The sequence below is a fragment of the Streptomyces camponoticapitis genome (genome assembly GCF_014646115.1).
Lineage (GTDB): Bacteria > Actinomycetota > Actinomycetes > Streptomycetales > Streptomycetaceae > Streptomyces > Streptomyces camponoticapitis.
Map to the genome: position 1 here is coordinate 395,404 of NZ_BMMV01000001.1, position 21,701 is coordinate 417,104.

The window sequence follows — 21,701 nt, forward strand, 5'->3', positions numbered from 1 at the left end:
CACCGCGGGTCGCCCGCGCGCGTGATCATCTTGTGAACGCGCGCACAAGCGACGTCCCATTGTGACACCGGGCTTTGCCCGCTTTTTATCCGGGCCCGGATACCGTCGACCCGTGGCTCAGTTCCGACTCCAAGGCAGCAAGGTGCTCGCCGTCGACATGGCAGGCGACTCCGTGCGGGCGAAGAACGGCTCGATGGTCGCCTACGACGGCCGGATGGCGTTCAAGAAGTTGTCCGGTGGCGGTGAGGGCATACGGGGCATGGTGACCCGGCGCCTCACCGGCGAACAGATGGTCATGATGGAGGTGAAGGGCGAGGGCACCTGCTTCTTCGCGGACCGCGCGAGCGAGATCAGTCTCGTCTCGCTGCACGGCGACAAGCTGTACGTGGAGGCGAGCAACCTCCTGTGCACGGACGGCGGACTGCGCACCGGCACCAGCTTCACGGGCCTGCGCGGCGGCGCGAGCGGCAACGGTCTCTTCACGACGACCGTCGAGGGCACGGGCATGGCGGCGATCATGTCGGACGGCGCGGCCGTGGTGCTGCGCGTGACACCCCAGTACCCGCTCTCGGTCGACCCGGGCGCTTACGTGGCGCACCAGGGCAACCTCCAGCAGAATCTCCAGTCCGGTGTGAACTTCCGGACCATCATGGGCGAGGGCGGCGGCGAGGCCTTCCAGATGCGCTTCGAGGGCGACGGCCTCGTCTACGTACAGCCGAGCGAGCGCAACACCGTCGGGGGCGATGTCTGATGCCGTTCCGGGAGATCAACTCGAAGATGGTCGAGGCGACGGTGGCGCCCGGCCAGAAGATGTTCAGCCAGCGGGGCGCGATGCTCGCCTACCGGGGCGATGTCACCTTCACGCCCAACATGGCGGGCGGCCAGGGCGGTCTGATGTCGATGATCGGCCGGCGCGTGGCGGGCGAGGCCACCCCGCTGATGACGGTCGAAGGCAGCGGCACGGTGATGTTCGGCCACGGCGGCCATCACATCCAGGTGATCGGACTGACCGGCGACACCCTGTACGTGGAGGCCGACCGGCTGCTCGCCTTCGACGGGACGCTGGAGCAGGGCACGATGTTCATGGGCTCGCAGGGAGGCGTCATGGGCATGGTGCGCGGCCAGGTGACGGGCCAGGGCCTGTTCACCACGACACTCAAGGGCCATGGCTCGGTCGCCGTGATGGCGCACGGCGGGATCATCGAGCTCCCGATCGGCCAGGGCCGTACGGTCCATGTCGACCCGCAGGCCTACGTCGCCCACCACGGCGACGTCCGCAACAAACTCTCGACCGCCGTCGGCTGGCGCGACATGGTGGGCCGGGGCTCGGGCGAGGCCTTCCAGCTGGAGCTGAGCGGCAACGGTGCGGTGTACGTCCAGGCGTCGGAGGAGAAGCTGTGAGTACGGTCGTGATCCATGACCCGACGACGCTGCCGAGCGACGACAACGTCAACCCGTACACCTTCTGTGTGGAACTCAAAGGGAGCCAGTGGTTCCTCCAGAAGGGCAAGATGATCGCCTACTACGGGCGGATCGACTTCAACGGGATCGGGCACGGCCGGCTCGACCGGCTGGTGCGCAGCAGCTTCCACTCGCCGCTGCACGCGAGCGACTGGGTGGTGGCGGAGGGCAGCGGCAAGATGCTGCTGGCCGACCGGGCCTTCGACGTCAACTCCTTCGACCTGGAGAACGGCAATCTGACCGTGCGGTCCGGGAATCTCCTGGCGTACGAGCCGTCGCTGGCGCTCAAGCAGTCGATCGTGCCGGGCTTCCTGACCCTCATCGGTACGGGGAAGTTCGTGGCCGCCTCGAACGGTCCGGTGGTCTTCATGGAGCCGCCGATCCGGGTGGATCCACAGGCACTGGTGGGCTGGGCCGACTGCCCCTCGCCGTGCCACCACTACGACCACGCCTATATGACCGGGGTGATGGGCGGACTGCGCGCGATGAGCGGGCTCGGCGGGTCGTCGGGCGAGGAGCACCAGTTCGAGTTCGTCGGGGCGGGTACGGTGCTCCTCCAGTCGAGCGAAGCCCTGATGGCCGAGACGGCGCGCGGTGTGGTGCCGAACGAGCCGGGGGTACCGGGCGGCGGCGGTGGACAGCCCGCCGGACAGCCCGGGGGCGTACCGCGCATGCCGGGACAGCTGGGCGACCTCCAGCGACGCTTCGGGCTGTGAGCGGTAGTCTGCGGAGTGTGACCTCGAACGTGTGCGCCTTTCCTGTGCCCGGGGTCACAGTCGTCGACTTCGTCCAATTTTCAACATCTTAGGTAGAATTCATATATGGAGACCGAGACGGCCACCCGCTGGCTGAGTGACGCGGAGCAGTGCACCTGGCGCACCCATCTGGATGTCAGCAGACTGCTGATGCACCAGCTGGAGAAGGACCTCCAACCATTCGGACTGACGAACAACGACTACGAGATCCTGGTCAACCTCTCCGAGGCCGAGGACAGGCGGCTGCGGATGAGCGACCTCGCCGCCGCCACCCTCCAGTCCAAGAGCCGTCTCTCGCACCAGATCACCCGGCTGGAGACCGCGGGCCTGGTGCGCCGTGAGAACTGCGAGTCCGACCGCCGCGGCCTCTTCGCCGTGCTCACCGACAAGGGCATGGAGACGATGCAGGAGGTCGCCCCGCACCATGTCGCCTCCGTACGGGCGCACTTCATCGACCTGCTGCCGCCCGAGGCGCTCGAAGCGCTGAGCACGTCACTCGCGCCGGTCGCCGAGCATCTGCGCGGGCGGCGCGGCAAGAGCTGACGCGGGGGCGGGCACCGGCCGGGCCGGTTCCCGCCCCGCGGCGGGCAGGCGCAGCTCGAACCGGGCGCCGCCGGCCTCGGCGCGTCCGACGTCCAGCGTGCCGCCGTGCCGGTGCGCCACGTCGCGGGCGATCGCGAGGCCGAGCCCCGCGCCGCCGTCGTCCCTGCTGCGGGCGTCGTCGAGCCGTACGAACCGCTCGAAGATCCGCTCCCGCTCCGCCTCCGGCACCCCGGACCCGTCGTCGGAGACCGCGAGCACCACCTGGCCGCCGTCCCGGCGCACCGCCGCCGACACCTCACCCACCGCGTGGCGCTGCGCGTTGTCCAGCAGATTGCCCAGCACTCGCGCCAACTGCCCGCGCGAGCCCGCCACTTCGGCGCTGCCCCGGACGTCCGGCGTCACCGGGATCCGGTCGGTCGAGCGCTGCGAGACCTCCTCACGCACCAGCGCGGCCAGATCCAGCCGCGTACTCCCGGCGTGCTCCCCCGCGTCCAGACGGGCGAGCAGCAGCAGGTCGGCGGCGAGTTGCTGGAGCCGTACGGTGTCGGCCACCGCGCCCGGCACATCCAGCAACTCCGGGTGCGCCTGACCCACTTCGAGCTGGGTACGGAGCGAGGCGATCGGGCTGCGCAACTCGTGCGAGGCGTCCGCGACGAAGCGCCGCTGACGGTCGACGGAGGCTTCGAGCGCGGTGAGCGTCTCGTTGGTCGTACGGGCCAGCTTGGCGACCTCGTCGTGGGTCCCCGGCTCCGGCACCCGCCTCGTCAGGTCCTCGGAGGCGGTGATCGCGGCCATCTCGCGCCGGATGCCCTCCACGGGCCTCAGCGCGCGCCGTGTGACCAGCCAGGTCACTCCGCCGACGACGACCAGCAGGGCGGGCACGCCGACGGTCATCGCGATCGTGACCGCGCGGACGGCGCTCTGCTGCGGGCCGAGCGAGGCGCCCGAGAGGACGGTGTAGGGGCCGCCCGCGAGGTCGGTGACCCGGCGCTCGGAGAACAGGTAGTCCACGGACTCGCCGTCGACGGTCACGGTCCCGGTGCGGGGCTCCAGAGGCAGGGAGACCGTTCCGTCGGCCGGGGTCTCGGGGACCGCGTTGTCGTCGTCGTGGTCGTCCCCGCTGTCGTCGTCACCGCCGCTGTCGTCGTCATCGTCGTCGTCGCCGGTCGGCGTCGGCGCGGGACTGGACGCGGGGGCGGGATCCGTCGTGGGCGGGGCCGACGCGGGGCTCACGGCGGACACCCCCGTACCGGTGATCTTCTCCATGTCCTCGCTCGCGACGACCAGCCGGCCCTTCGCGTCGAGCACCTGGGTCGGGTGGTCCTTGCTCTCGGGTATGTCCAGGGCGCCGAGGGGCTCCCGGTTCGCGATCTGCTGGGCGACCTCGTTCGAGGACTGGTCGGCCTCCCCCGCCGCCTGGCCGGTCAGGTTGGAGCGCAGCGCGAACAGCAGGGCGAACGCGGCGGCCACCAGCGCCACCGCCACCACGGCGGTCGCGGCGAGCGCGGCCCGGGACCGTACGGAGGAGAACGGGCGCCTCATACGGCCACCAGCCGGTAGCCGGCGCCGCGCACCGTCTGGATCGTCGTGGCGCCCAGCTTGCGGCGCAGCGCGCTGATGTAGACCTCGATGATGTTGGGATCGCCGTCGTACGCGAAGTCCCAGACGTGCTCCAGGATCTCGGGCTTGCCCACGATCTGCCCCGCCCGCACCGCGAGCTGTTCGAGGACCGCGAACTCCTTTGCGGTCAGGGCGACTTCGGTGTCCGCCCGGTGGACGCGGCGGGTCGCGGTGTCCACGGTGAGGGTGCCGATACGCAGCACCGGCGAGGCACCGGCCGAACCCCTGCGGCGCAGCAGGGCCTTGACCCGGGCGACGAGCACGACGTACGAGAACGGCTTCGTCAGATAGTCGTCGGCTCCGGTGTCCAGGCCCTCGGCCTCGTCGTACTCGCCGTCCTTGGCCGTCAGCATCAGGATCGGTACGTCGTTGCCGGCGGCGCGCAGGCCCGCGCAGACGCGGTAGCCGTTCATACCGGGCAGCATGATGTCGAGCACTATCAGGTCGTACGTGCCCTCACCGGCCAGATGCAGCCCTTCCAAACCGTCGTGCACGACGTCCACGGCGAAGCCCTCGGCCCGCAGGCCCTTGGCCAGCGACACCGCGAGCCGCTTCTCGTCCTCGACAATCAACAGGCGCATGCGCACAGCCTCCCAAACCGAACCTGAAGAAGCCTTCAGGTGGCTTCAGGCTGCCTTCAGCTTCCCTCAGCCAGATTGAGGTCAAGCGAAACAGCCCGACGGGGAGGAACCCTCATGAAGCGCAATCTTGTCATCGCCGGCATCGCCGGCGCGGCCCTGATCGGCGGCGGTACGTACACCGCGGTCGCCGGGGGCGTCACCGGCTCCGGCGGCGGCCCCGTGCCGGAGTCGGTCTCCTCGGCGTCACTGGTGAACGGCGCGGGCAGCGGTGACGACAACCGGGACGACGGCGGGAACGACGTCCGCGGGAACGACGACCGCGGGAACGACGGCGGCAGCGGCAAGGACGACACCTCGGCCACGAAGTCGAGGCTCACCGCGCAGCAGGCCGCCGCGGCGGCGCTGAAGCAGCACCCGGGCAAGGTGGAGTCCGTCGACCTGGACGACGACGATGACGACGACGGCTCGTCCCGTGGCCGGCACTGGGAGGTCGACATCATCGGCCAGGACGGCAAGTGGTACGACCTGCGGGTCGACGCCGCGACCGGCTCGGTCCGCGCGGACAACGACGACGATGACGACAGCGACGACGACCGCCACGAGCGCGCCGCGGTGAACGGCGCGAAGGTGGACGCCTCGGGAGCGGCTGCGGCCGCCCTCAACAAGCACCCCGGCGCCGTCACAGCGGTCGACGCGGACGACGACGACCGCGGGGCCGGCCACTGGGAGGTGACGGTGCGCGGTGACGACGGCCGTACGCACGCGGTGACGGTCGACATGTCCTCAGGCGCCGTGGCGGCTGGCCGGGGCGACGACCGGGACGACAGGGACGACGACCGCCGGGACGACCGCGCGGACGACAAGGACGACGACCGGGGTGACGACGACGGCCGGGACGACGACGGCCACGACGACGACCGCGGTGGTGACGACGACGGCGATGACGGCGACGACGACTGACGTCTCACGCGGCGCACCTGACGTCTCGCACGTCTGACGCCTTCGCACGGCGGGGCGGCCGAAGCAGGCCGGTGGCAGAGGACAACCCCCTCCTCCGTCACCGGCCCTTCCGCGTTCGGCGCGCGGTTCGCTGGGGGCTGTCCCGTCAGCCGCCCGTCAGCCCCGCCACCAGTTCGTCCGCCGCCGCGTACGGGTCCACTTCGCCCGCGACGATCCGCCGTGCCAGCGCCCCCAGGCGCCGGTCGCCGCGCAGGTCGCCGATGCGTTCGCGGAGCGCCGTGACGGCGATGGTCTCCACCTCGCGGGCCGCGCGCCGCGCCCGCCGTTCGGTCAGGACGTCGTTCTTCTCCAGCCAGGTGCGGTGCTTGTCCAGCGCCTCGACGACCTCGTCGATGCCCTCGCCCCGCGCGGCGACGGTCTTCACGATGGGCGGACGCCAGTCGCCCGGCGCGCGGGCCTCACCGAGGCCGAGCATGTGGTTCAGCTCGCGGACAGTCGCGTCGGCGCCGTCCCGGTCCGCCTTGTTGACGACGTAGATGTCACCGATCTCCAGGATTCCGGCCTTGGCCGCCTGGATGCCGTCGCCCATACCGGGCGCGAGCAGCACCACCGAGGTGTCGGCCTGCGAGGCGATCTCCACCTCGGACTGCCCGACCCCCACGGTCTCCACCAGGATCACGTCGCAGCCGGCCGCGTCGAGCACCCGGATCGCCTGCGGCGCCGACCAGGCGAGCCCGCCGAGATGGCCGCGGGTCGCCATCGAGCGGATGTAGACGCCGGGGTCCGACGCGTGGTCGGACATCCGGACCCGGTCCCCCAGCAGCGCTCCCCCGGAGAAGGGGGACGACGGGTCGACGGCCAGGACGGCGACGCGCTTGCCCGCCTTCCGGTACGCGGCCACCAGCGCGGAGGTCGATGTCGACTTGCCGACACCGGGCGACCCGGTGAGGCCCACGACGTAGGCACCCCCGGCGAGCGGGGCCAGCGCCGCCATCACCTCGCGCAGTTGCGGCGACGCCCCTTCGACCAGTGAGATCAGCCGGGCCACCGCCCTGGGCCGGCCCTCCCGCGCCTGGGCCACCAGCTGGGGGACGTCCACCGTCATCCGTACCGCGCTCCGTTCCTGCTCGCTGAGGGGTTCCGTGCCTGCCGGCGCCGGAGCGCCCGCGCGTACGCCCGCGCCTACGCCTACGCCTTCGGCACGCGCACGATCAGCGCGTCACCCTGGCCTCCGCCGCCGCACAGCGCCGCCGCGCCCACGCCGCCGCCGCGCCGCTTCAGTTCGAGCGCCAGGTGCAGCACCAGCCGGGCGCCGGACATACCGATCGGGTGGCCGAGCGCGATGGCTCCGCCGTTCACGTTCACCCTTTCGGGGGACACACCCAGCTCCTTGGTCGACTGGACGGCGACCGCGGCGAAGGCCTCGTTCATCTCGATGAGGTCCAGGTCCTCGACGGCGATGCCCTCCTTCTTCAGGGCGTGCCTGATCGCGTTCGCGGGCTGCGACTGGAGCGAGTTGTCCGGTCCCGCCACGTTCCCGTGCGCGCCGATCTCCGCGATCCACTCCAGGCCCAGCTCGACCGCCTTGGCCTTGCTCATGACCACGACGGCGGCCGCGCCGTCGGAGATCTGCGAGGAGGAACCGGCCGTGATCGTGCCGTCCTTGGAGAACGCGGGCCGCAGCTTGGCCAGGGACTCGGCGGTCGTGTCCGGGCGGATGCCCTCGTCCCGGTCGAAGACGACCGGGTCGCCCTTGCGCTGCGGGATCTCGACGGGGGTGATCTCGGCCTCGAAGACACCGTTCTTCTGCGCGGCGGCGGCCCGCTGGTGGGAGGCCGCGGCGACCTCGTCCTGCTCGGCCCTGGCGATGGCGAGCCGGGTGTTGTGCTTCTCCGTGGAGGCGCCCATCGCGATGGACTCGAACGGGTCGGTCAGCCCGTCGTGGGCCATCGCGTCCAGCATCTCGATCGCGCCGTACTTGTAGCCCTCGCGGGACTTCGGCAGCAGATGCGGGGCGTTGGTCATGGACTCCTGCCCGCCCGCGACCACGATGTCGAACTCGCCCGCGCGGATCAACTGGTCCGCCAGGGCGATCGCGTCGAGGCCGGAGAGGCAGACCTTGTTGATCGTGAGCGCGGGGACGCTCATGGGGATGCCCGCCTTGACCGCCGCCTGCCGCGCCGGGATCTGCCCCGCCCCGGCCTGGAGCACCTGTCCCATGATCACGTACTGCACCTGCTCGCCGGTGACGCCGGCCCGCTCCAGCGCGGCCTTGATGGCGAAGGCGCCGAGATCGGCGCCGGAGAAGGACTTCAGCGACCCCAGCAGCCTGCCCATGGGCGTACGCGCGCCGGCGACGACGACGGAAGTGGTGGTGTTCGGATCCGGCATGAGATGCGACCCCTTTGCCTGACGATTGAGGGTTAACGAGGGTTCACCAAATGTACTGAGCGCACAGGTCCCGGGTCACCCGGCCGAGAGTGTGACAGCGCGCACGTTGCGTAACCGCTCGGTTGGCGCTGCACTGTGCGCATGCTGACGCGTATCGACCACATCGGAATCGCCTGCCACGACCTCGACGCGACCGTCGAGTTCTACCGGGCCACCTACGGCTTCGAGGTGTTCCACACCGAGATCAACGAGGAGCAGGGCGTACGGGAGGCCATGCTCAAGATCAACGAGACGTCCGACGGCGGCGCCTCGTACCTCCAGCTGCTCGAACCGGTCCGCGAGGACTCGGCCGTGGGCAAATGGCTGGCCAAGAACGGCGAGGGCGTCCACCACATCGCCTTCGGCACCGCGGATGTCGACGGTGACTCGGAAGCCATCCGGGAGAAGGGTGTGCGGGTTCTGTACGAGGAGCCGCGCAACGGATCGATGGGCTCCCGCATCACGTTTCTGCACCCCAAGGACTGTCACGGCGTCCTGACCGAACTGGTCACCTCGGCCGCGAAGCCCCAAGAGCACTGACCCGAACGATTCCCGGCCCGGTAGAGTGGGCCGCTCCGGGCCGGGGCCGGGTCGGGGCGGCGCCTCGGCCGATGATCTGTCACCATTCCCCGGGGGGCCGTTCGCCCGTCGGGCGGTACCGATTGCAGAGTTGCGACCAGGGGACGGATGGGACCGCGCAGTGCGGGGCTACGAACGCCAGGAGAGCCACCGAGCTGACGACGACCACCTTTCGCGGTTCGAAGCCGAGATGGATCGGCTGAAGACCGCGCGGGAGAAGGCCGTCCAGCACGCCGAGGACCTCGGTTACCAGGTCGAAGTACTGCGCGCGAAACTGCACGAGGCGCGCCGCAACCTGGCGTCCCGGCCCTCCTACGACAACGCCGACATCGGCTATCAGGCCGAGCAGATGCTCCGCAACGCGCAGATCCAGGCCGACCAGCTGCGCACCGACGCCGAACGCGAACTGCGCGACGCCCGCGCCCAGACGCAGCGCATCCTCCAGGAGCACGCCGAGCACCAGGCCAGGCTCCAGGCCGAACTGCACGCCGAGGCCGTGCAGCGCCGCCAGCGGCTCGACCAGGAGCTGGCCGAACGCCGCCAGACCGTCGAGTCGCACGTCAACGAGAACGTCGCCTGGGCCGAGCAGTTGCGCGCCCGTACGGAGACACAGGCCCGCAGGCTGCTGGACGAGTCACGCGCCGAGGCAGAGAAGTCCCTGGCCGCCGCCCGCGCCGAGGCCACCCGGGTCACCGAGGAGGCCCGCCGCAGGCTCGGCTCCGAGGCCGAGACCGCCCGTGCCGAGGCGGAAGCGATTCTGCAGCGGGCCCGCAAGGACGCCGAGCGGCTGCTCAACGCCGCGTCCACGCAGGCGCAGGAGGCCACCAGCCACGCGGAGCAGCTCCGTTCGGCGACGACGGCCGAGTCCGACCAGGCGCGCCAGCAGGCCGGCGAGCTGAGCCGGTCCGCCGAAGCGCGCATACAGGAGGCGGACGAGCGGCTGCGCGAGGCGCGCGCCGAGGCCGAGAAGATGGTCGCCGAGGCCAAGGAGACCGCGGTCAAGCGGCTGGCCGGCGCCGAGACCCAGTACGAGCAGCGCACCCGTACCGCCAAGTCCGAGATCGCCCGGCTCGTCGGCGAGGCGACGAAGGAGTCCGAGGCGCTGAAGGCGGAGGCCGAGCAGGCGCTCGCCGACGCCCGCGCCGAGGCCGAGAAGATGGTCGCCGAGGCCGCCGAGAAGGCCCGTACGGCGGCCTCCGAGGACTCCGCGGCCCAGCTCGCCAAGGCGGCCCGTACCGCCGAGGAGGTCCTCACCAAGGCCTCCGACGACGCCAGGGCCACCACCCGCGCGGCGAGCGAGGAGGCCGACCGGATCCGCCGCGAGGCCGAGGCCGAGGCGGACCGGCTGCGCGGCGAGGCCGCCGAGCAGGCCGACCAGCTCAAGGGCGCGGCCAAGGACGACACCAAGGAGTACCGAGCCAAGACGGTCGAGCTCCAGGAGGAGGCGCGCCGGCTGCGCGGCGAGGCCGAGACGCTGCGCTCGGAGGCCGTCGCCGAGGGCGAGCGCATCCGGAGCGAGGCGCGCCGCGAGGCCGTCCAGCAGATCGAGGAGGCGGCCAGCACCGCCGAGGAGCTGCTGACCAAGGCCCGCGCCGACGCCGACGAGATGCGCGCCACCGCGTCCACGGACAGCGAGCGGGTCCGTACGGAAGCCATCGAGCGCGCCACGACGCTGCGCAAGCAGGCCGAGGAGACCCTGGAGCGCACCCGGGCCGAGGCGGACCGGCTGCGCGCGGAGGGCGAGGAGCAGGCCGAGGCGGTCAAGACCGCCGCCGAGCGGGCCGCGGTCGAGCTGCGCGAGGAGACCGAGCGCGGTGTCGAGGCCCGCAAGTCCGAGGCCTCCGACGAGCTGACCCGGCTGCACACCGAGGCCGAACAGCGCCTGAGCGGCGCCGAGTCGGCCCTGACCGACGCCCGTGCCGAGAGCGAGCGGATCCGCCGCGAGGCCGCCGAGGAGACGGAGCGGCTGCGCGCGGAGTCCGCCGAGCGGCTGCGTACGCTCCAGGCCCAGGCCGAGAGGGAGGCCGAGCGGCTGCGGGACGAGGCCGCGGAGGACGCCGGGCGCTCCCGCGCGGAGGGCGAGTCGACCGCCGTACGGCTGCGGGACGAGGCCACCCAGGAGGCCGAGCGGATCAAGTCCGAGGCCCAGGACAGCGCGGACCGGCTGCGCGCCGAGGCCGCCGCCGCGGCCGAGCGCGTGGGCACCGAGGCGGCCGAGGCGCTCGACGCCGCCCAGGAGGAGGCGACGCGCCGCCGCCGCGAGGCCGAGGAGCTGCTGAGCGCCGCCCGTACGGAGGCGGACCAGGAGCGCGAGCGGGCCCGCGAACAGAGCGAGGAGCTGCTGGCCTCCGCCCGTAAGCGGGTCGACGAGGCACAGACCGAGGCCGCGCGGCTGGTCGAGGAGGCCGACCTCCGCGCCACCGAGATGGTGTCGGCGGCCGAACAGACCGCGCAGCAGGTCCGGGACGCGGTCTCCGGGCTGCACGACCAGGCCGAGCAGGAGATCGCCGGACTGCGTTCCGCCGCCGAACACGCCGCGGAGCGGACGAAGTCGGAGGCGCAGGAGGAGGCCGACCGGGTCCGCGCCGACGCGTACGCGGAGCGCGAGCGTGCCTCGGAGGACGCGGCACGGCTGCGTACCCGCGCCCAGGAGGAGACGAACGCCGCCCAGGTGCTCGCCGAGCGCACCGTCGGCGAGGCGGTCGCCGAGGCCGAGCGGCTGCGCGCGGAGAGCGCCGACTACGCGCAGCGGGTACGGACCGAGGCGTCGGACTCGCTGGCCGCCGCCGAGCAGGACGCGTCCCGCGCCCGCCAGGAGGCGCGCGACGACGCCAACCGCATCCGGGGCGACGCCGCGGAGCAGGCGGACCGGCTCATCGGCGAGGCGACGAGCGAGTCGGAGCTGATGCGCGCCGAGGCCGCCGAGACCGTCAACTCGGCCCAGCAGGCGGCCGAACGGCTCCGCGCGGAGGCCGCGCAGATCAGGGCGGACGCCGAGGCATCGGCCGAACGGACCGTCAGCGAGGCGATCACGGAGTCGGACCGGCTGCTCGACGACGCCCGGGCGAACGCGTCCAAGCGTCGTGCCGACGCGGCCGAGCAGGCCGACCAGCTCATCAACAAGGCCCAGGAGGAGGCGTTGCGCGCCGCCACCGAGGCCGAGGCACAGGCCGACACGATGGTGGGCGCCGCGCGCTCGGAGGCGGCACGGCTCAAGGCGGACGCGACGGTCGAGGGCAACTCCCTGGTGGAGAAGGCCCGTACGGACGCCGACGAACTGCTCGTCGGGGCCCGCCGGGACGCCACCGCCATCCGGGAGCGCACCGAGGAGTTGCGGGCGCGGGTCGAGGGCGAGATCGATCAACTCCACGAGCGGGCGCGCCGGGAGACGGCCGAGCAGATGAAGAACGCCGGCGAACGTGTCGACAAGCTGGTCAAGGCGGCCACCGAACAGCAGGAGGATGCCGAGCGGAAGGCCAAGGCCCTGGTGGCGGAGGCCGGTTCGGAGGCCAGCAAGGTCCGGATCGCGGCGGTGAAGCGGGCCGAGGCGCTGCTGAAGGAAGCGGAGCAGAAGAAGGCCGAACTGACCCGCGAGGGCGAGAAGTTCCGCGCCGACGCCGAGGCCGAGGCCGCACGGATGGTCGAGGAGGGCAGACGGGAACTCGACGTCCTCGTGCGCAGGCGCGAGGACATCCAGACCGAGATCTCGCGTGTCCAGGACGTACTGGAGGCGCTGGAGTCCTTCGAGACTCCGGGCGCGAGTGCCAAGTCGGGGTCCGGCGGCGGGTCCGGCGGGAGTAGCGTCAAGGCGGGTGCGGCAGCGGGTGTAACCCGTTCGGGTGGCAAGCCGTCGGACAGTTAGCCACCCGAAAGGCTGGACATTCTCCAGATCAAACCGGCATCCGCTCGATGACACGCCGCTTTGGCCCCTAGGATTCCCCCTATCACCTCACCGGTCTCATTCGACAGGAACCCCATGAGCGACACTTCCTCCCCATTCGGCTTCGAGCTCGTGCGGCGTGGTTACGACCGCGGTCAGGTGGATGACCGCATTACCAAACTCGTCGCCGACCGTGACAGCGCTCTCGCACGGATCACTGCACTGGAAAAGCGAATCGAGGAGCTCCACCTCGAAACGCAGAACGCTCAGGCCCAGGTCACCGACGCGGAGCCGTCGTACGCCGGCCTGGGAGCGCGCGTTGAGAAGATCCTCCGCCTCGCCGAGGAGGAGGCGAAGGACCTGCGCGAAGAGGCCCGTCGCGCGGCCGAACAGCACCGCGAGCTCGCCGAGTCGGCGGCCCAGCAGGTCAGGAACGACGCCGAGGCGTTCTCCGCCGAGCGCAAGGCGAAGGCCGAGGACGAGGGCGTCCGTATCGTCGAGAAGGCGAAGGGCGAGGCCTCGACCCTGCGCTCCGAGGCGCAGAAGGACGCGCAGCAGAAGCGCGAGGAGGCGGACGCGCTCTTCGAGGAGACCCGCGCCAAGGCCGCCCAGGCCGCTGCGGACTTCGAGACGAACCTCGCCAAGCGGCGTGAGCAGTCCGAGCGTGACCTGGCCTCGCGTCAGGCGAAGGCCGAGAAGCGTCTGGCGGAGATCGAGCACCGCGCCGAGCAGCTGCGTCTGGAGGCGGAGAAGCTCCGTACGGACGCGGAGCGCCGCGCGCGTCAGACGGTCGAGACCGCGCAGCGCCAGGCGGAGGACATCGTCGCCGACGCGAACGCCAAGGCCGACCGGATCCGCAGCGAATCGGAGCGCGAGCTGGCGGCGCTCACCAACCGCCGCGACTCGATCAACGCCCAGCTGACCAACGTCCGCGAGATGCTGGCCACGCTGACCGGTGCGGCCGTCGCCGCGGCGGGTACGCCGGCCGAGGACGAGCCGATCTCGCGCGGGGTCCCGGCGCAGCAGTCGCGCTAGGGCGTGGCGGTGACCGCCTGGGGGCGGTCGCCGAGTTCGGTCACCGGCGCGGTCCGGGTCGTCGTGGACGGCCGGTGTACGGCCGGTAGACGGCTCCGTTCCGTAAGTAACGATCGTGCAAGCCCCCCGCCAGTGGAGTGGCGGGGGGCTTTGCGCACCCATAGGTTGTCCGCATGATCGAGGTCGAGGGGCTCACGAAACGTTTCGGGAAAAAAATCGCGGTCGATCACCTCTCCTTCCAGGTCAGGCCCGGAGTGGTGACGGGATTTCTGGGACCGAACGGAGCCGGTAAGTCGACCACCATGCGGATGATGCTCGACCTGGACATTCCGACCGGCGGCTCGGTCCGGATCGACGGGAAGCACTACCGCGAGCTCGAAGAGCCCGTGAAGTACATCGGCGCTCTCCTCGACGCGAAGGCCATGCACGGCGGGCGCAGCGCGTACAACAATCTCCTCTGTCTCGCCCAGAGCAACCGCATCCCGGTGAGCCGGGTCAACGAGGTCCTCGACACCGTCGGTCTGACGGCCGTCGCCAAGCAGAAGTCGAAAGGCTTCTCCCTCGGTATGGGACAACGGCTGGGCATCGCCGCCGCGTTGCTCGGTGATCCCGAGATCCTGATGTTCGACGAGCCGGTGAATGGTCTGGACCCGGAGGGCATTCACTGGATTCGTAATCTGATGAAAACCCTCGCGGGCCAAGGCCGGACGATCTTCGTCTCCAGCCATCTCATGAGTGAAATGGCGCTCACCGCCGAGCACCTGATCGTGATCGGCCAGGGAAAGCTCCTCGCGAACACCTCCATGGCCGACTTCATCCAGCAGAACTCGCGCAGCTTCGTACGGCTCCGCTCCCCGCAGCGGGAGCAGATGCTCGACGCGCTGTCCGAGGGCGGCTTCACCGTCGTCGAGGCCGACGACGGCACGCTGGAGATCGACGGCTCCAGCTCCGAGGAGATCGGTGAGCTGGCCGCGCGCCACAACGTCGTCCTGCACGAGCTGAGCTCCCAACGCGCCTCGCTGGAGGACGCGTTCATGCAGATGACGGCCGAGTCGGTGGAGTACCACGCACATTCAGGTGGCGGCACGGCCCCGACGGGCGGCCCCGCGGCCCCGGGTCCCCAGTGGGGACAGCACGGCGACAAGGGCAAGGGAGCCTGACCCATGGCATCGGTACCAGCTGTCCTCCAGTCCGAGTGGACCAAGATCCGTACGGTCGCCTCCACGATCTGGACCCTCGCCATCGCGTTCCTCGTGACCGTGGCCATGGGCTTCGCTCTGTCCCTGCTGTTCAGCACGACCTTCGACGATCTGTCGGAGGCCGAGCGCACCACCTTCGACCCGACCTTCGTGAGCTTCTCGGGGATGATCCTCGGCCAGCTGGCGATGGTGGTCTTCGGTGTCCTGGTCGTCGGCTCGGAGTACAGCTCGGGCATGATCCGCACCTCGCTCGCCGCCGTACCGCAGCGGGGCACCTTCATCTTCAGCAAGATCTTCGTCGCCGGGATGCTGGCCCTGATCGTCGGGTTCATCACGGGCTTCGTCTCGTTCTTCCTCGGCCAGGCGGCGCTGGGCGACCACGGGACGACCATCGGTGAGCCGCACGTGCTGCGCGCGGTCATCGGCAGCGGTCTCTACATGGGCCTGATCGCCCTCTTCTCGATGGGCGTCGCGACGATGCTGCGCAGCTCGATGCTGTCGCTCGGCATCCTGATGCCGTTCTTCTTCCTGGTCTCGCAGATCCTCGCCTCCGTACCGAAGGCGAAGGACGTCGCCCAGTACTTCCCCGACCAGGCGGGCGCCAAGATCATGCAGGTGATTCCCGACGCGCTGAACTCCGACCGGGCTCCGTACAGCCCGTGGGAAGGCATGGGGATCATGGCGCTGTGGGTCGTCGCCGCGCTGATCGGCGGCTATCTCGTGCTGAAGAAGCGCGACGCGTAGCTTTTCCGGCGACAGGCCCCGATCGCGGCGGCTTGGCCGGAACCGTCAAGGCCCGGATATCCTCCTAACTCTTACGGGGGCCTTCGGTCCGAAGCGGCCACTGCCCCGACCACCAGACAGAACTGTCGATGGGGCTGGAGAATGATCGAGGCAGTCGGCCTGACGAAGCGCTACGGCGCCAAGACGGCCGTGTACAACCTTTCCTTCCAGGTCAGGCCCGGTACCGTCACCGGGTTCCTGGGCCCCAACGGCTCCGGCAAGTCCACCACGATGCGGATGATCCTCGGCCTCGACCAGCCGACCGCCGGCCATGTGACGGTCGGCGGCCATCCCTTCCGGGAGCTTCCCAACGCGCCCCGCCAGGTCGGCGCGCTGCTGGACGCCAAGGCCGTGCACGGCGGGCGCAGCGCGCGCAACCATCTGCTCTCGCTCGCGCAGCTCTCCGGCATCCCGGCGGCCCGGGTCGACGAGGTACTGGGCGTGGTCGGCCTCCAGGAGGTGGCGCGGCGCCGCTCCAGCGGCTTCTCGCTCGGTATGGGCCAGCGCCTCGGCATCGCCGCCGCGCTGCTCGGCGACCCGCAGGTGCTGCTCTTCGACGAGCCGGTGAACGGTCTCGACCCCGAGGGCATCCTCTGGGTCCGCAATCTGATGAAGCAGCTCGCGTCCGAGGGCCGTACGGTCTTCGTCTCCTCGCACCTGATGAGCGAGATGGCCGTGACCGCCGAGCATCTGATCGTGATCGGGCGCGGGCAGCTCCTCTCCGACATGAGCGTCAGGGACTTCATCTCGCACAACTCGGCGGACTTCGCCCGGGTCCGCCCCGCGGACACCGATCCCGGGGCCCGCGAGAAGCTGGTCGCCGCGCTCGGCGAGGCGGGCGGCCAGGTGCTGTCCGAGCGGGACGGCGCGCTGCGGGTCACCGGGCTGCCGCTCCCGCGCATCAGCGATCTGGCGCACGAGTCGGACGTACGGCTGTGGGAACTCTCCCCGCACCAGGCTTCGCTGGAGGAGGCGTACATGCGGCTGACGCAGAACGCCGTGGACTACCGGTCGACGGCCGACCAGCTCGCCGGTTTCGCGCCGCCGCCGCAGCCGGGCTACGGAGGCCAGCTGTACGAGCCTCCGGTCGTGCCGGAGGTGCCGACGCAGGGCTGGTACGCCCCGCCGCCGCCCGGGGAGAACCCGTACGCGTCGGACGGGCCGCCGCCCGCGCAGGCGCCCGCGCAGGCTCCCGCCCAGGCGCCAGTGGCCCCGCCGGTGCCTCCCCTGAAGGCCGCGGCCACCGCACCGGCGCCGGTGACCGCCGGACCCGCGCCGGCGAGCGCCGCCGATCTCGTCAAGCACGTGAGCGACGAGAAGCCGGACAGGACCGCGAAACCGGACGAGTCCGACGCGAAGACCGAGACCACCGAGGACGCCCGATGACCGCCCCGTACGAACAGCAGGCCCCGATCTGGCAGGGCGGGCAGCCCCTCGGGTCGTACGTCTCGCCGATCCCGGTCCGCCGGGCCACCCTCGGTGACGCGGTGGCCTCGGAGTGGACCAAGATCCGTTCGGTCCGTTCGACCATGTGGACACTCGGCGTCATGGTCGTCCTGATGGTGGGCGTCGGCGTGCTCGTGGCCTGGGGTGTCTCCCTTTCGGAGGCCGCTCTCGGCGCGGACTCGGCGCTGCCGCTGGGCTTCTTCGGTGTGCTGCTGGGGTCGATCTGTGTGATCACCCTCGGCGTGCTGACGATCGCGTCCGAGTACGGCACGGGCATGATCCGCACCACCCTGACCGCCTGCCCCAGCCGGGGCCGGGTGCTGGCGGCGAAGTCGATCGTCTTCTTCCTGCTCGTCCTGACGATCACGACGGTGACGGCGGCCCTGGTGGGCGCCATCCAGGTGGCCATGCTCGACGGCCGCGCGGCCACCGGTCAGGAGTGGGTGCGGGCCACTCTCGGTGTGGGCCTGTTCATGGCGCTGCTGGGCCTGCTGTCGCTGGCCGTCGGCTCGCTCATCCGGCACTCCGCGGGCGCGATCACCCTCATGATCGGGGTGGTGCTGCTGCCGCTGGTGATGGCGATGTTCATGTTCTCGTCGTCACTGGTCGACGTGCAGGAGGCACTCTTCGAATACTCGATCCCCAGCCAGATCTCGGTGCTCTACGACGTCTCGATGACCGGGTCGGGTCCGAACGGCTGGGACCCGGTGTTCATCGCGGCGGCCGCCACGGCCGCGGTGATGGGCTTCGCCTTCTTCGCGCTCAACCGCCGCGACGTGTAGGGCGGTTGGCCGCGCCGTCACCGGGGCCGCCGTCGGGCCCGTACGTCAGGCCCGGCATCGGCCCGGCTCAGAACTTCGGCGCGTTGCGGGACCGCTGCACCCGCGTGGTGCGGCGGTCCTTCGCGTTCCAGCACGCCTTGTGCCAGTGCCGCCGGTCGTCCACGCCGCCGTACTCGGGCCACGCCACCACGTGCGGCACACTGGAGGGGATCTCCTGGTCGCAGCCGGGGCACCGGTACCGCTTTCCCGCGGCGCTCGCGCCGGCCACCTGCCGGACCGCCCACTCCTCGCCCTGCCAGGACTCGGTCCGCTGAAAGCCGCCGTACCGGTCCGACGCCTCACCGGCGTGGTCGGTCGGGGGCTCGCCGCCTCGGGGGCGGTTGCGGCGCGGGGACACATGACACCTCACGGGGCAGACAGCACTGTTCCCCTCCAGCGTACGGGCCGCTCCGCCGGAGCCATGGCGGCACGGCGTGAGACGGTGGCACCCGCACGGGGCAGTTAGCGGACAATCGCAACAACTTCGGTGGCGCCCGTGCCCATGGCACGTGTCAGACGTTAATGCCAGCAGGGGGGAGCCGCGTCAGCCGCAAGGAGGCAGAAGGCGATGCGAGTTGGAGCTTTTGTACTGGCCGCCCAGTTCCCGGGCCAGGGCCAGGGGGAAGCACTGCACCGGGCGGTGCGCACGGCGGAGGTCGGCGAGGAGTCCGGACTGGACTCGGTCTGGCTTGCCGAGCACCACTTCGTGCCGTACGGCACCTGCCCGTCGGCCGTGACACTGGCCGGACTGCTTCTCGGACGTACCCGGCGCATACGGGTGGGTACGGCGGTCAGTGTGTTGCCGAACACGCATCCGGTGGCCCTGGGCGAGCAGGCGGCGCTGCTGCACCTGCTCTCCGGCGGGCGGTTCTCACTCGGCGTGGGCCGGGGCGGGCCCTGGGTCGACCTGGAGGTCTTCGGATCGGGTCTCCAGGCGTACGAACGGGACTTCCCCGAGTCGCTCGATCTGCTGCTGCGGTGGCTGCGCGAGCCGCGGGTGTCGGCGGACGGCGAGCGCTTCCGGTTCCGTGAAGTCCCCGTCGTACCAAGGACGGACGAGTTGATCGGGGGCGCCGGCGGACCCGAGGTGGTCGTGGCGTGCACGTCCGCGAAGAGCGTGCGGCTGGCGGCCGAGCGCGGACTGCCGATGCTGCTGGGGATGCACTGCGGGGACGAGGAGAAGGCCGAGATGGTGGCCCTGTGGCGGACGTACGCCATCGCCGCCGGCCACACTCCCGAGGAGGCGGCCGGCGTCGGGCACGTGTCCGCGGGGGTGGCGCAGATCGCGGACAGCCCCACGGAGGCGACCGAGACGCTGGTGAAGGCCATGCCCGGCTGGCTGAGGCAGGGGCTCGACGCCCATGTGACGGTGGACGGCAGGCACAGGTCCATGCGCGATCCCGTCGGGTACACGGAACTGCTGTGCGGGCTGCATCCGGTGGGGCCTCCCCGGCTCGCCGCCGACCGCCTCGCGGCCACGGCGGAACGAACCGGAATCACACGCTTCGCACTGCTCGTCGAGGGCTCCGGGGACCTGGTGGCCACGGAGGAGAACGTCCGGAGAATAGGGGCCGAGGTGCTGCCCCGGCTCTGAGGCGGCGCGGCCGAACTCACGCCGGTCGTCCGGCGGATCCCTGTGTCGGCCCAGGAATCCGCCGCCAGACCGGAGCCGTCAGCAGTCCCGCAGCGTCGGGGACTGGTTGAGCAGCTGACCCCGGATGGAAGTGAAGCGGGCGAGCCTCTCGTCGACCGAGGAGTCGAGCGGGAACACCGCGACCCGGTGACAGTTCTGGAAGGCCAGCCGTACCCCGAAGTGGCGCTGGAGCGCACCGCGGATGGCGTCACTGGCGAGTGCGCGCAGCAGCTGACCACGTGCCTGCTCGTCCGGCGGCGGCGTCTGGTTGTCGGCGAACTCTCCGCCGTCCACCTTCAGCTGAGCCACCAAGGAGCTGATCATCTCCCACGCGAAGGGCAGGGAGGTCCGGACGCAGTCGACGAATTCGGCTTCGTCGACCTCGCCTCGCTCGGCCTGCTCCAACAGTGCCGGTGAGACGTCGAGCGACATGGGTTCTCCTCTCGCGACCCCACCAAAGCGGGGCCTTACGGGCAGGGAAGGGGGAGACGACGACGCAGCGTGCACGACCGGCGACCTCCTGCATCCACGTTATGCGTGCTGTCCGGACCGCACCAGGCGAATGGGAACACAACCGGCCACAAACGAAAGGGGCTTGGGGGGCGAATCGCGATGAACGGCGCCAGTCGAGTAGCGTTGCGGACCATGCGTCTCGTCATCGCCCGCTGCTCCGTCGACTACGCGGGCCGGCTCACCGCCCACCTGCCCATCGCTCCCCGTCTGATCCTGGTCAAAGCTGACGGGAGCGTGTCGATCCACGCGGACGACAGGGCGTACAAACCGCTCAACTGGATGTCCCCGCCGTGCACTCTCAAAGAGGGCACCGGCGACGATGTCGGAGTATGGACGGTCGTGAACAAAGCGGGCGAGAAACTGATCATCACGATGGAGGAAATCCTCCATGACTCGTCACACGAACTCGGTGTCGATCCCGGCCTGATCAAGGATGGCGTGGAAGCACACCTCCAGGAGCTTCTCGCCGACCGCATCGAGACACTCGGCGACGGCTACAGCCTGATCCGCCGCGAATACCCCACCGCCATCGGCCCGGTGGACATCCTGTGCCGCGACGCGGACGGCGCGACGGTCGCGATCGAGATCAAACGTCGCGGCGACATCGACGGCGTGGAACAACTGACGCGCTACCTCGACCTGTTGAACCGCGACCCCCATCTCTCCCCGGTGCGGGGCCTGTTCGCCGCCCAGGAGATCAAACCCCAGGCCCGTGTGCTGGCGACGGACCGGGGCATCGGATGCGTGGTGCTGGACTACGACGCGCTGCGGGGCATCGAGGACGACAAACTGCGGCTGTTCTGAGGGTGGTCGTCGGAGTCCACCGGGAACCGGACGCTTCGACGGATCAGCGCCCGGACAACCTCTGAGCCTCGACTGGTGCGGCCGACCTGGCGGCCCGCTCGACCTTCGCCCAGTGGGCGGCTCGGGCTTCCTCGCCGATCCGCGTCTCGTGTTCGGCGCGCAACCCGGTCCGGCCGTCCAGGCCCTCGCGCAGGATATCGGCGTGCCCGGTGTGCCGGACGGACTCGCCGAGGACATGGACCATGACGGCGAACAGGTTCGTGCCGGCATGAGGCTCCGGCCACCACGGCACCTGGCCGGGGGCGTCGAGGGGAAGCCCGTTGATCGTGGCGTCGGAGTGCTCCCACGTGCGCCGGTAGAACCCGACGATCTGATCGCGGGTCTCGTCCTCCGTCGCCCACAGATCGCTGCCGTCGGAGTCCTGCCAGCGGGGCAGCGGTTCCGGGGAAGGGCGGTCGAAGACCTCGCCGAAGTACCTGGCCTCGACGGTGGCCACGTGTTTGACCAGACCGAGCAGGTTGGTCCCGGTCGCTGTCAAAGGCCGGCGGGCGTCGTATTCGGACAAGCCGTCGAGTTTCCAGAGCAGCGCCTTGCGGTCGCGCCGCAGTCTCCCGTACAGGTTGTCCTTCGCGAACTCATCGATCATGCGGCTTGAGCC

21 protein-coding genes are annotated in these 21,701 nt (G+C 70.8%); 14 read left to right on the forward strand and 7 right to left on the reverse strand.

The window, feature by feature from the left end; translation table 11 throughout:
• Window positions 1-112: 112 nt before the first annotated feature.
• The 4 genes from IEY79_RS01665 (at window position 113) to IEY79_RS01680 (ending at window position 2,759) form a co-directional block, all read left to right on the forward strand.
• The gene (locus tag IEY79_RS01665) at window positions 113-751 is read left to right on the forward strand and encodes an AIM24 family protein (protein ID WP_189105407.1); all 639 of its coding nucleotides are present in this window, start codon (window positions 113-115) and stop codon (window positions 749-751) included.
• Window positions 751-1,401 carry an AIM24 family protein gene (locus tag IEY79_RS01670; protein ID WP_189105408.1) on the forward strand — a complete coding sequence of 217 codons (651 nt, stop codon included), beginning with the start codon at window positions 751-753 and terminating at the stop codon, window positions 1,399-1,401. Before IEY79_RS01665 ends, IEY79_RS01670 begins: the two co-directional genes overlap by 1 nt.
• Complete coding sequence (locus IEY79_RS01675) at window positions 1,398-2,177, forward strand: AIM24 family protein (RefSeq protein ID WP_189105409.1); 780 nt, start codon at window positions 1,398-1,400, stop codon at window positions 2,175-2,177. The genes IEY79_RS01670 and IEY79_RS01675 overlap by 4 nt, the downstream gene beginning before the upstream one ends.
• Window positions 2,178-2,282: 105 nt before the next feature.
• Window positions 2,283-2,759, forward strand: coding sequence for a MarR family winged helix-turn-helix transcriptional regulator (locus IEY79_RS01680; RefSeq protein WP_189105410.1), 477 nt, complete (start codon window positions 2,283-2,285; stop codon window positions 2,757-2,759).
• Here the strand turns inward: IEY79_RS01680 and IEY79_RS01685 are convergent.
• Together IEY79_RS01685 and IEY79_RS01690 are read right to left on the reverse strand one after the other, a co-directional pair.
• Complete coding sequence (locus tag IEY79_RS01685) at window positions 2,709-4,301, reverse strand: sensor histidine kinase (RefSeq protein ID WP_189105411.1); 1,593 nt, start codon at window positions 4,299-4,301, stop codon at window positions 2,709-2,711. The two genes, IEY79_RS01680 and IEY79_RS01685, sit on opposite strands and share 51 nt — an antisense overlap.
• Window positions 4,298-4,960 carry a response regulator transcription factor gene (locus IEY79_RS01690; protein WP_189105412.1) on the reverse strand — a complete coding sequence of 221 codons (663 nt, stop codon included), beginning with the start codon at window positions 4,958-4,960 and terminating at the stop codon, window positions 4,298-4,300. The genes IEY79_RS01685 and IEY79_RS01690 overlap by 4 nt, the downstream gene beginning before the upstream one ends.
• 114 nt (window positions 4,961-5,074) lie before the next feature.
• Here IEY79_RS01690 and IEY79_RS01695 point away from each other — a divergent pair, with 114 nt between their 5' ends.
• Window positions 5,075-5,920 (forward strand): PepSY domain-containing protein, encoded by an 846-nt coding sequence (locus IEY79_RS01695; RefSeq protein WP_189105413.1) that lies wholly within the window; start codon window positions 5,075-5,077, stop codon window positions 5,918-5,920.
• A 145-nt stretch (window positions 5,921-6,065) separates the two neighbouring features.
• Here IEY79_RS01695 and meaB read toward each other — a convergent pair whose 3' ends face one another.
• Together meaB and IEY79_RS01705 are read right to left on the reverse strand one after the other, a co-directional pair.
• Window positions 6,066-7,025 carry a methylmalonyl Co-A mutase-associated GTPase MeaB gene (meaB, locus tag IEY79_RS01700; RefSeq protein ID WP_189105414.1) on the reverse strand — a complete coding sequence of 320 codons (960 nt, stop codon included), beginning with the start codon at window positions 7,023-7,025 and terminating at the stop codon, window positions 6,066-6,068.
• An 83-nt stretch (window positions 7,026-7,108) separates the two neighbouring features.
• Entirely contained in the window at window positions 7,109-8,311 is a 1,203-nt protein-coding gene (locus tag IEY79_RS01705; RefSeq protein WP_189105415.1) for an acetyl-CoA C-acetyltransferase, read from the reverse strand.
• 141 nt (window positions 8,312-8,452) lie between these two features.
• Between IEY79_RS01705 and mce the strand changes: the two genes are divergently transcribed.
• The 7 genes from mce (at window position 8,453) to IEY79_RS01740 (ending at window position 18,054) form a co-directional block, all read left to right on the forward strand.
• Window positions 8,453-8,890, forward strand: a complete 438-nt coding sequence (mce, locus tag IEY79_RS01710; protein ID WP_189105416.1) for a methylmalonyl-CoA epimerase — start codon at window positions 8,453-8,455, stop codon at window positions 8,888-8,890.
• A gap of 160 nt (window positions 8,891-9,050) precedes the next feature.
• Window positions 9,051-12,791, forward strand: coding sequence for a polarized growth protein Scy (gene scy, locus IEY79_RS01715; RefSeq protein ID WP_189105417.1), 3,741 nt, complete (start codon window positions 9,051-9,053; stop codon window positions 12,789-12,791).
• A gap of 114 nt (window positions 12,792-12,905) precedes the next feature.
• Window positions 12,906-13,844: a coiled-coil domain-containing protein gene (locus IEY79_RS01720; protein WP_189105418.1), complete on the forward strand. Its 939-nt coding sequence runs from the start codon at window positions 12,906-12,908 to the stop codon at window positions 13,842-13,844.
• 173 nt (window positions 13,845-14,017) lie between these two features.
• Window positions 14,018-15,004, forward strand: coding sequence for an ATP-binding cassette domain-containing protein (locus IEY79_RS01725; RefSeq protein WP_189105419.1), 987 nt, complete (start codon window positions 14,018-14,020; stop codon window positions 15,002-15,004).
• Between the two features lie 3 nt (window positions 15,005-15,007).
• Window positions 15,008-15,787: an ABC transporter permease gene (locus IEY79_RS01730; protein ID WP_189105420.1), complete on the forward strand. Its 780-nt coding sequence runs from the start codon at window positions 15,008-15,010 to the stop codon at window positions 15,785-15,787.
• A gap of 141 nt (window positions 15,788-15,928) precedes the next feature.
• Window positions 15,929-17,212, forward strand: coding sequence for an ATP-binding cassette domain-containing protein (locus IEY79_RS01735; RefSeq protein ID WP_189105421.1), 1,284 nt, complete (start codon window positions 15,929-15,931; stop codon window positions 17,210-17,212).
• Window positions 17,209-18,054, forward strand: coding sequence for an ABC transporter permease (locus IEY79_RS01740; RefSeq protein WP_189105422.1), 846 nt, complete (start codon window positions 17,209-17,211; stop codon window positions 18,052-18,054). Before IEY79_RS01735 ends, IEY79_RS01740 begins: the two co-directional genes overlap by 4 nt.
• Window positions 18,055-18,121: 67 nt before the next feature.
• Here the strand turns inward: IEY79_RS01740 and IEY79_RS01745 are convergent, their stop codons facing one another.
• Window positions 18,122-18,451, reverse strand: coding sequence for an Rv1322 family protein (locus tag IEY79_RS01745; RefSeq protein ID WP_189105423.1), 330 nt, complete (start codon window positions 18,449-18,451; stop codon window positions 18,122-18,124).
• A 210-nt stretch (window positions 18,452-18,661) separates the two neighbouring features.
• Here IEY79_RS01745 and IEY79_RS01750 point away from each other — a divergent pair, with 210 nt between their 5' ends.
• On the forward strand, window positions 18,662-19,687 hold the full coding sequence (locus IEY79_RS01750) for an LLM class flavin-dependent oxidoreductase (RefSeq protein ID WP_189105424.1): 1,026 nt from the start codon (window positions 18,662-18,664) through the stop codon (window positions 19,685-19,687).
• Window positions 19,688-19,765: 78 nt separating this feature from the next.
• Here the strand turns inward: IEY79_RS01750 and IEY79_RS01755 are convergent, their stop codons facing one another.
• Window positions 19,766-20,158 (reverse strand): SCO5389 family protein, encoded by a 393-nt coding sequence (locus IEY79_RS01755; RefSeq protein ID WP_189105425.1) that lies wholly within the window; start codon window positions 20,156-20,158, stop codon window positions 19,766-19,768.
• A gap of 213 nt (window positions 20,159-20,371) precedes the next feature.
• Here IEY79_RS01755 and nucS point away from each other — a divergent pair, with 213 nt between their 5' ends.
• The gene (gene nucS / locus IEY79_RS01760) at window positions 20,372-21,043 is read left to right on the forward strand and encodes an endonuclease NucS (RefSeq protein ID WP_189105426.1); all 672 of its coding nucleotides are present in this window, start codon (window positions 20,372-20,374) and stop codon (window positions 21,041-21,043) included.
• 43 nt (window positions 21,044-21,086) lie between these two features.
• On the opposite strand, the gene IEY79_RS01765 is transcribed toward nucS, so the two are convergent.
• Window positions 21,087-21,689 carry a DinB family protein gene (locus IEY79_RS01765; protein ID WP_189105427.1) on the reverse strand — a complete coding sequence of 201 codons (603 nt, stop codon included), beginning with the start codon at window positions 21,687-21,689 and terminating at the stop codon, window positions 21,087-21,089.
• Between the last annotated feature and the right edge of the window lie 12 nt (window positions 21,690-21,701).

Coding starts and splice junctions, on each gene's coding strand:
- IEY79_RS01735 (WP_189105421.1), top strand. CDS start 15,929: ATGATCGAGGCAGTCGGCCTGACGAAGCGCTACGGCGCCAAGACGGCC.
- IEY79_RS01695 (WP_189105413.1), top strand. CDS start 5,075: ATGAAGCGCAATCTTGTCATCGCCGGCATCGCCGGCGCGGCCCTGATC.
- IEY79_RS01740 (WP_189105422.1), top strand. CDS start 17,209: ATGACCGCCCCGTACGAACAGCAGGCCCCGATCTGGCAGGGCGGGCAG.
- meaB (WP_189105414.1), bottom strand. CDS start 7,025: ATGACGGTGGACGTCCCCCAGCTGGTGGCCCAGGCGCGGGAGGGCCGG.
- IEY79_RS01750 (WP_189105424.1), top strand. CDS start 18,662: ATGCGAGTTGGAGCTTTTGTACTGGCCGCCCAGTTCCCGGGCCAGGGC.
- IEY79_RS01680 (WP_189105410.1), top strand. CDS start 2,283: ATGGAGACCGAGACGGCCACCCGCTGGCTGAGTGACGCGGAGCAGTGC.
- IEY79_RS01725 (WP_189105419.1), top strand. CDS start 14,018: ATGATCGAGGTCGAGGGGCTCACGAAACGTTTCGGGAAAAAAATCGCG.
- IEY79_RS01755 (WP_189105425.1), bottom strand. CDS start 20,158: ATGTCGCTCGACGTCTCACCGGCACTGTTGGAGCAGGCCGAGCGAGGC.
- IEY79_RS01720 (WP_189105418.1), top strand. CDS start 12,906: ATGAGCGACACTTCCTCCCCATTCGGCTTCGAGCTCGTGCGGCGTGGT.
- IEY79_RS01765 (WP_189105427.1), bottom strand. CDS start 21,689: ATGATCGATGAGTTCGCGAAGGACAACCTGTACGGGAGACTGCGGCGC.
- nucS (WP_189105426.1), top strand. CDS start 20,372: ATGCGTCTCGTCATCGCCCGCTGCTCCGTCGACTACGCGGGCCGGCTC.
- IEY79_RS01685 (WP_189105411.1), bottom strand. CDS start 4,301: ATGAGGCGCCCGTTCTCCTCCGTACGGTCCCGGGCCGCGCTCGCCGCG.
- IEY79_RS01690 (WP_189105412.1), bottom strand. CDS start 4,960: ATGCGCCTGTTGATTGTCGAGGACGAGAAGCGGCTCGCGGTGTCGCTG.
- IEY79_RS01730 (WP_189105420.1), top strand. CDS start 15,008: ATGGCATCGGTACCAGCTGTCCTCCAGTCCGAGTGGACCAAGATCCGT.
- IEY79_RS01670 (WP_189105408.1), top strand. CDS start 751: ATGCCGTTCCGGGAGATCAACTCGAAGATGGTCGAGGCGACGGTGGCG.
- IEY79_RS01705 (WP_189105415.1), bottom strand. CDS start 8,311: ATGCCGGATCCGAACACCACCACTTCCGTCGTCGTCGCCGGCGCGCGT.
- mce (WP_189105416.1), top strand. CDS start 8,453: ATGCTGACGCGTATCGACCACATCGGAATCGCCTGCCACGACCTCGAC.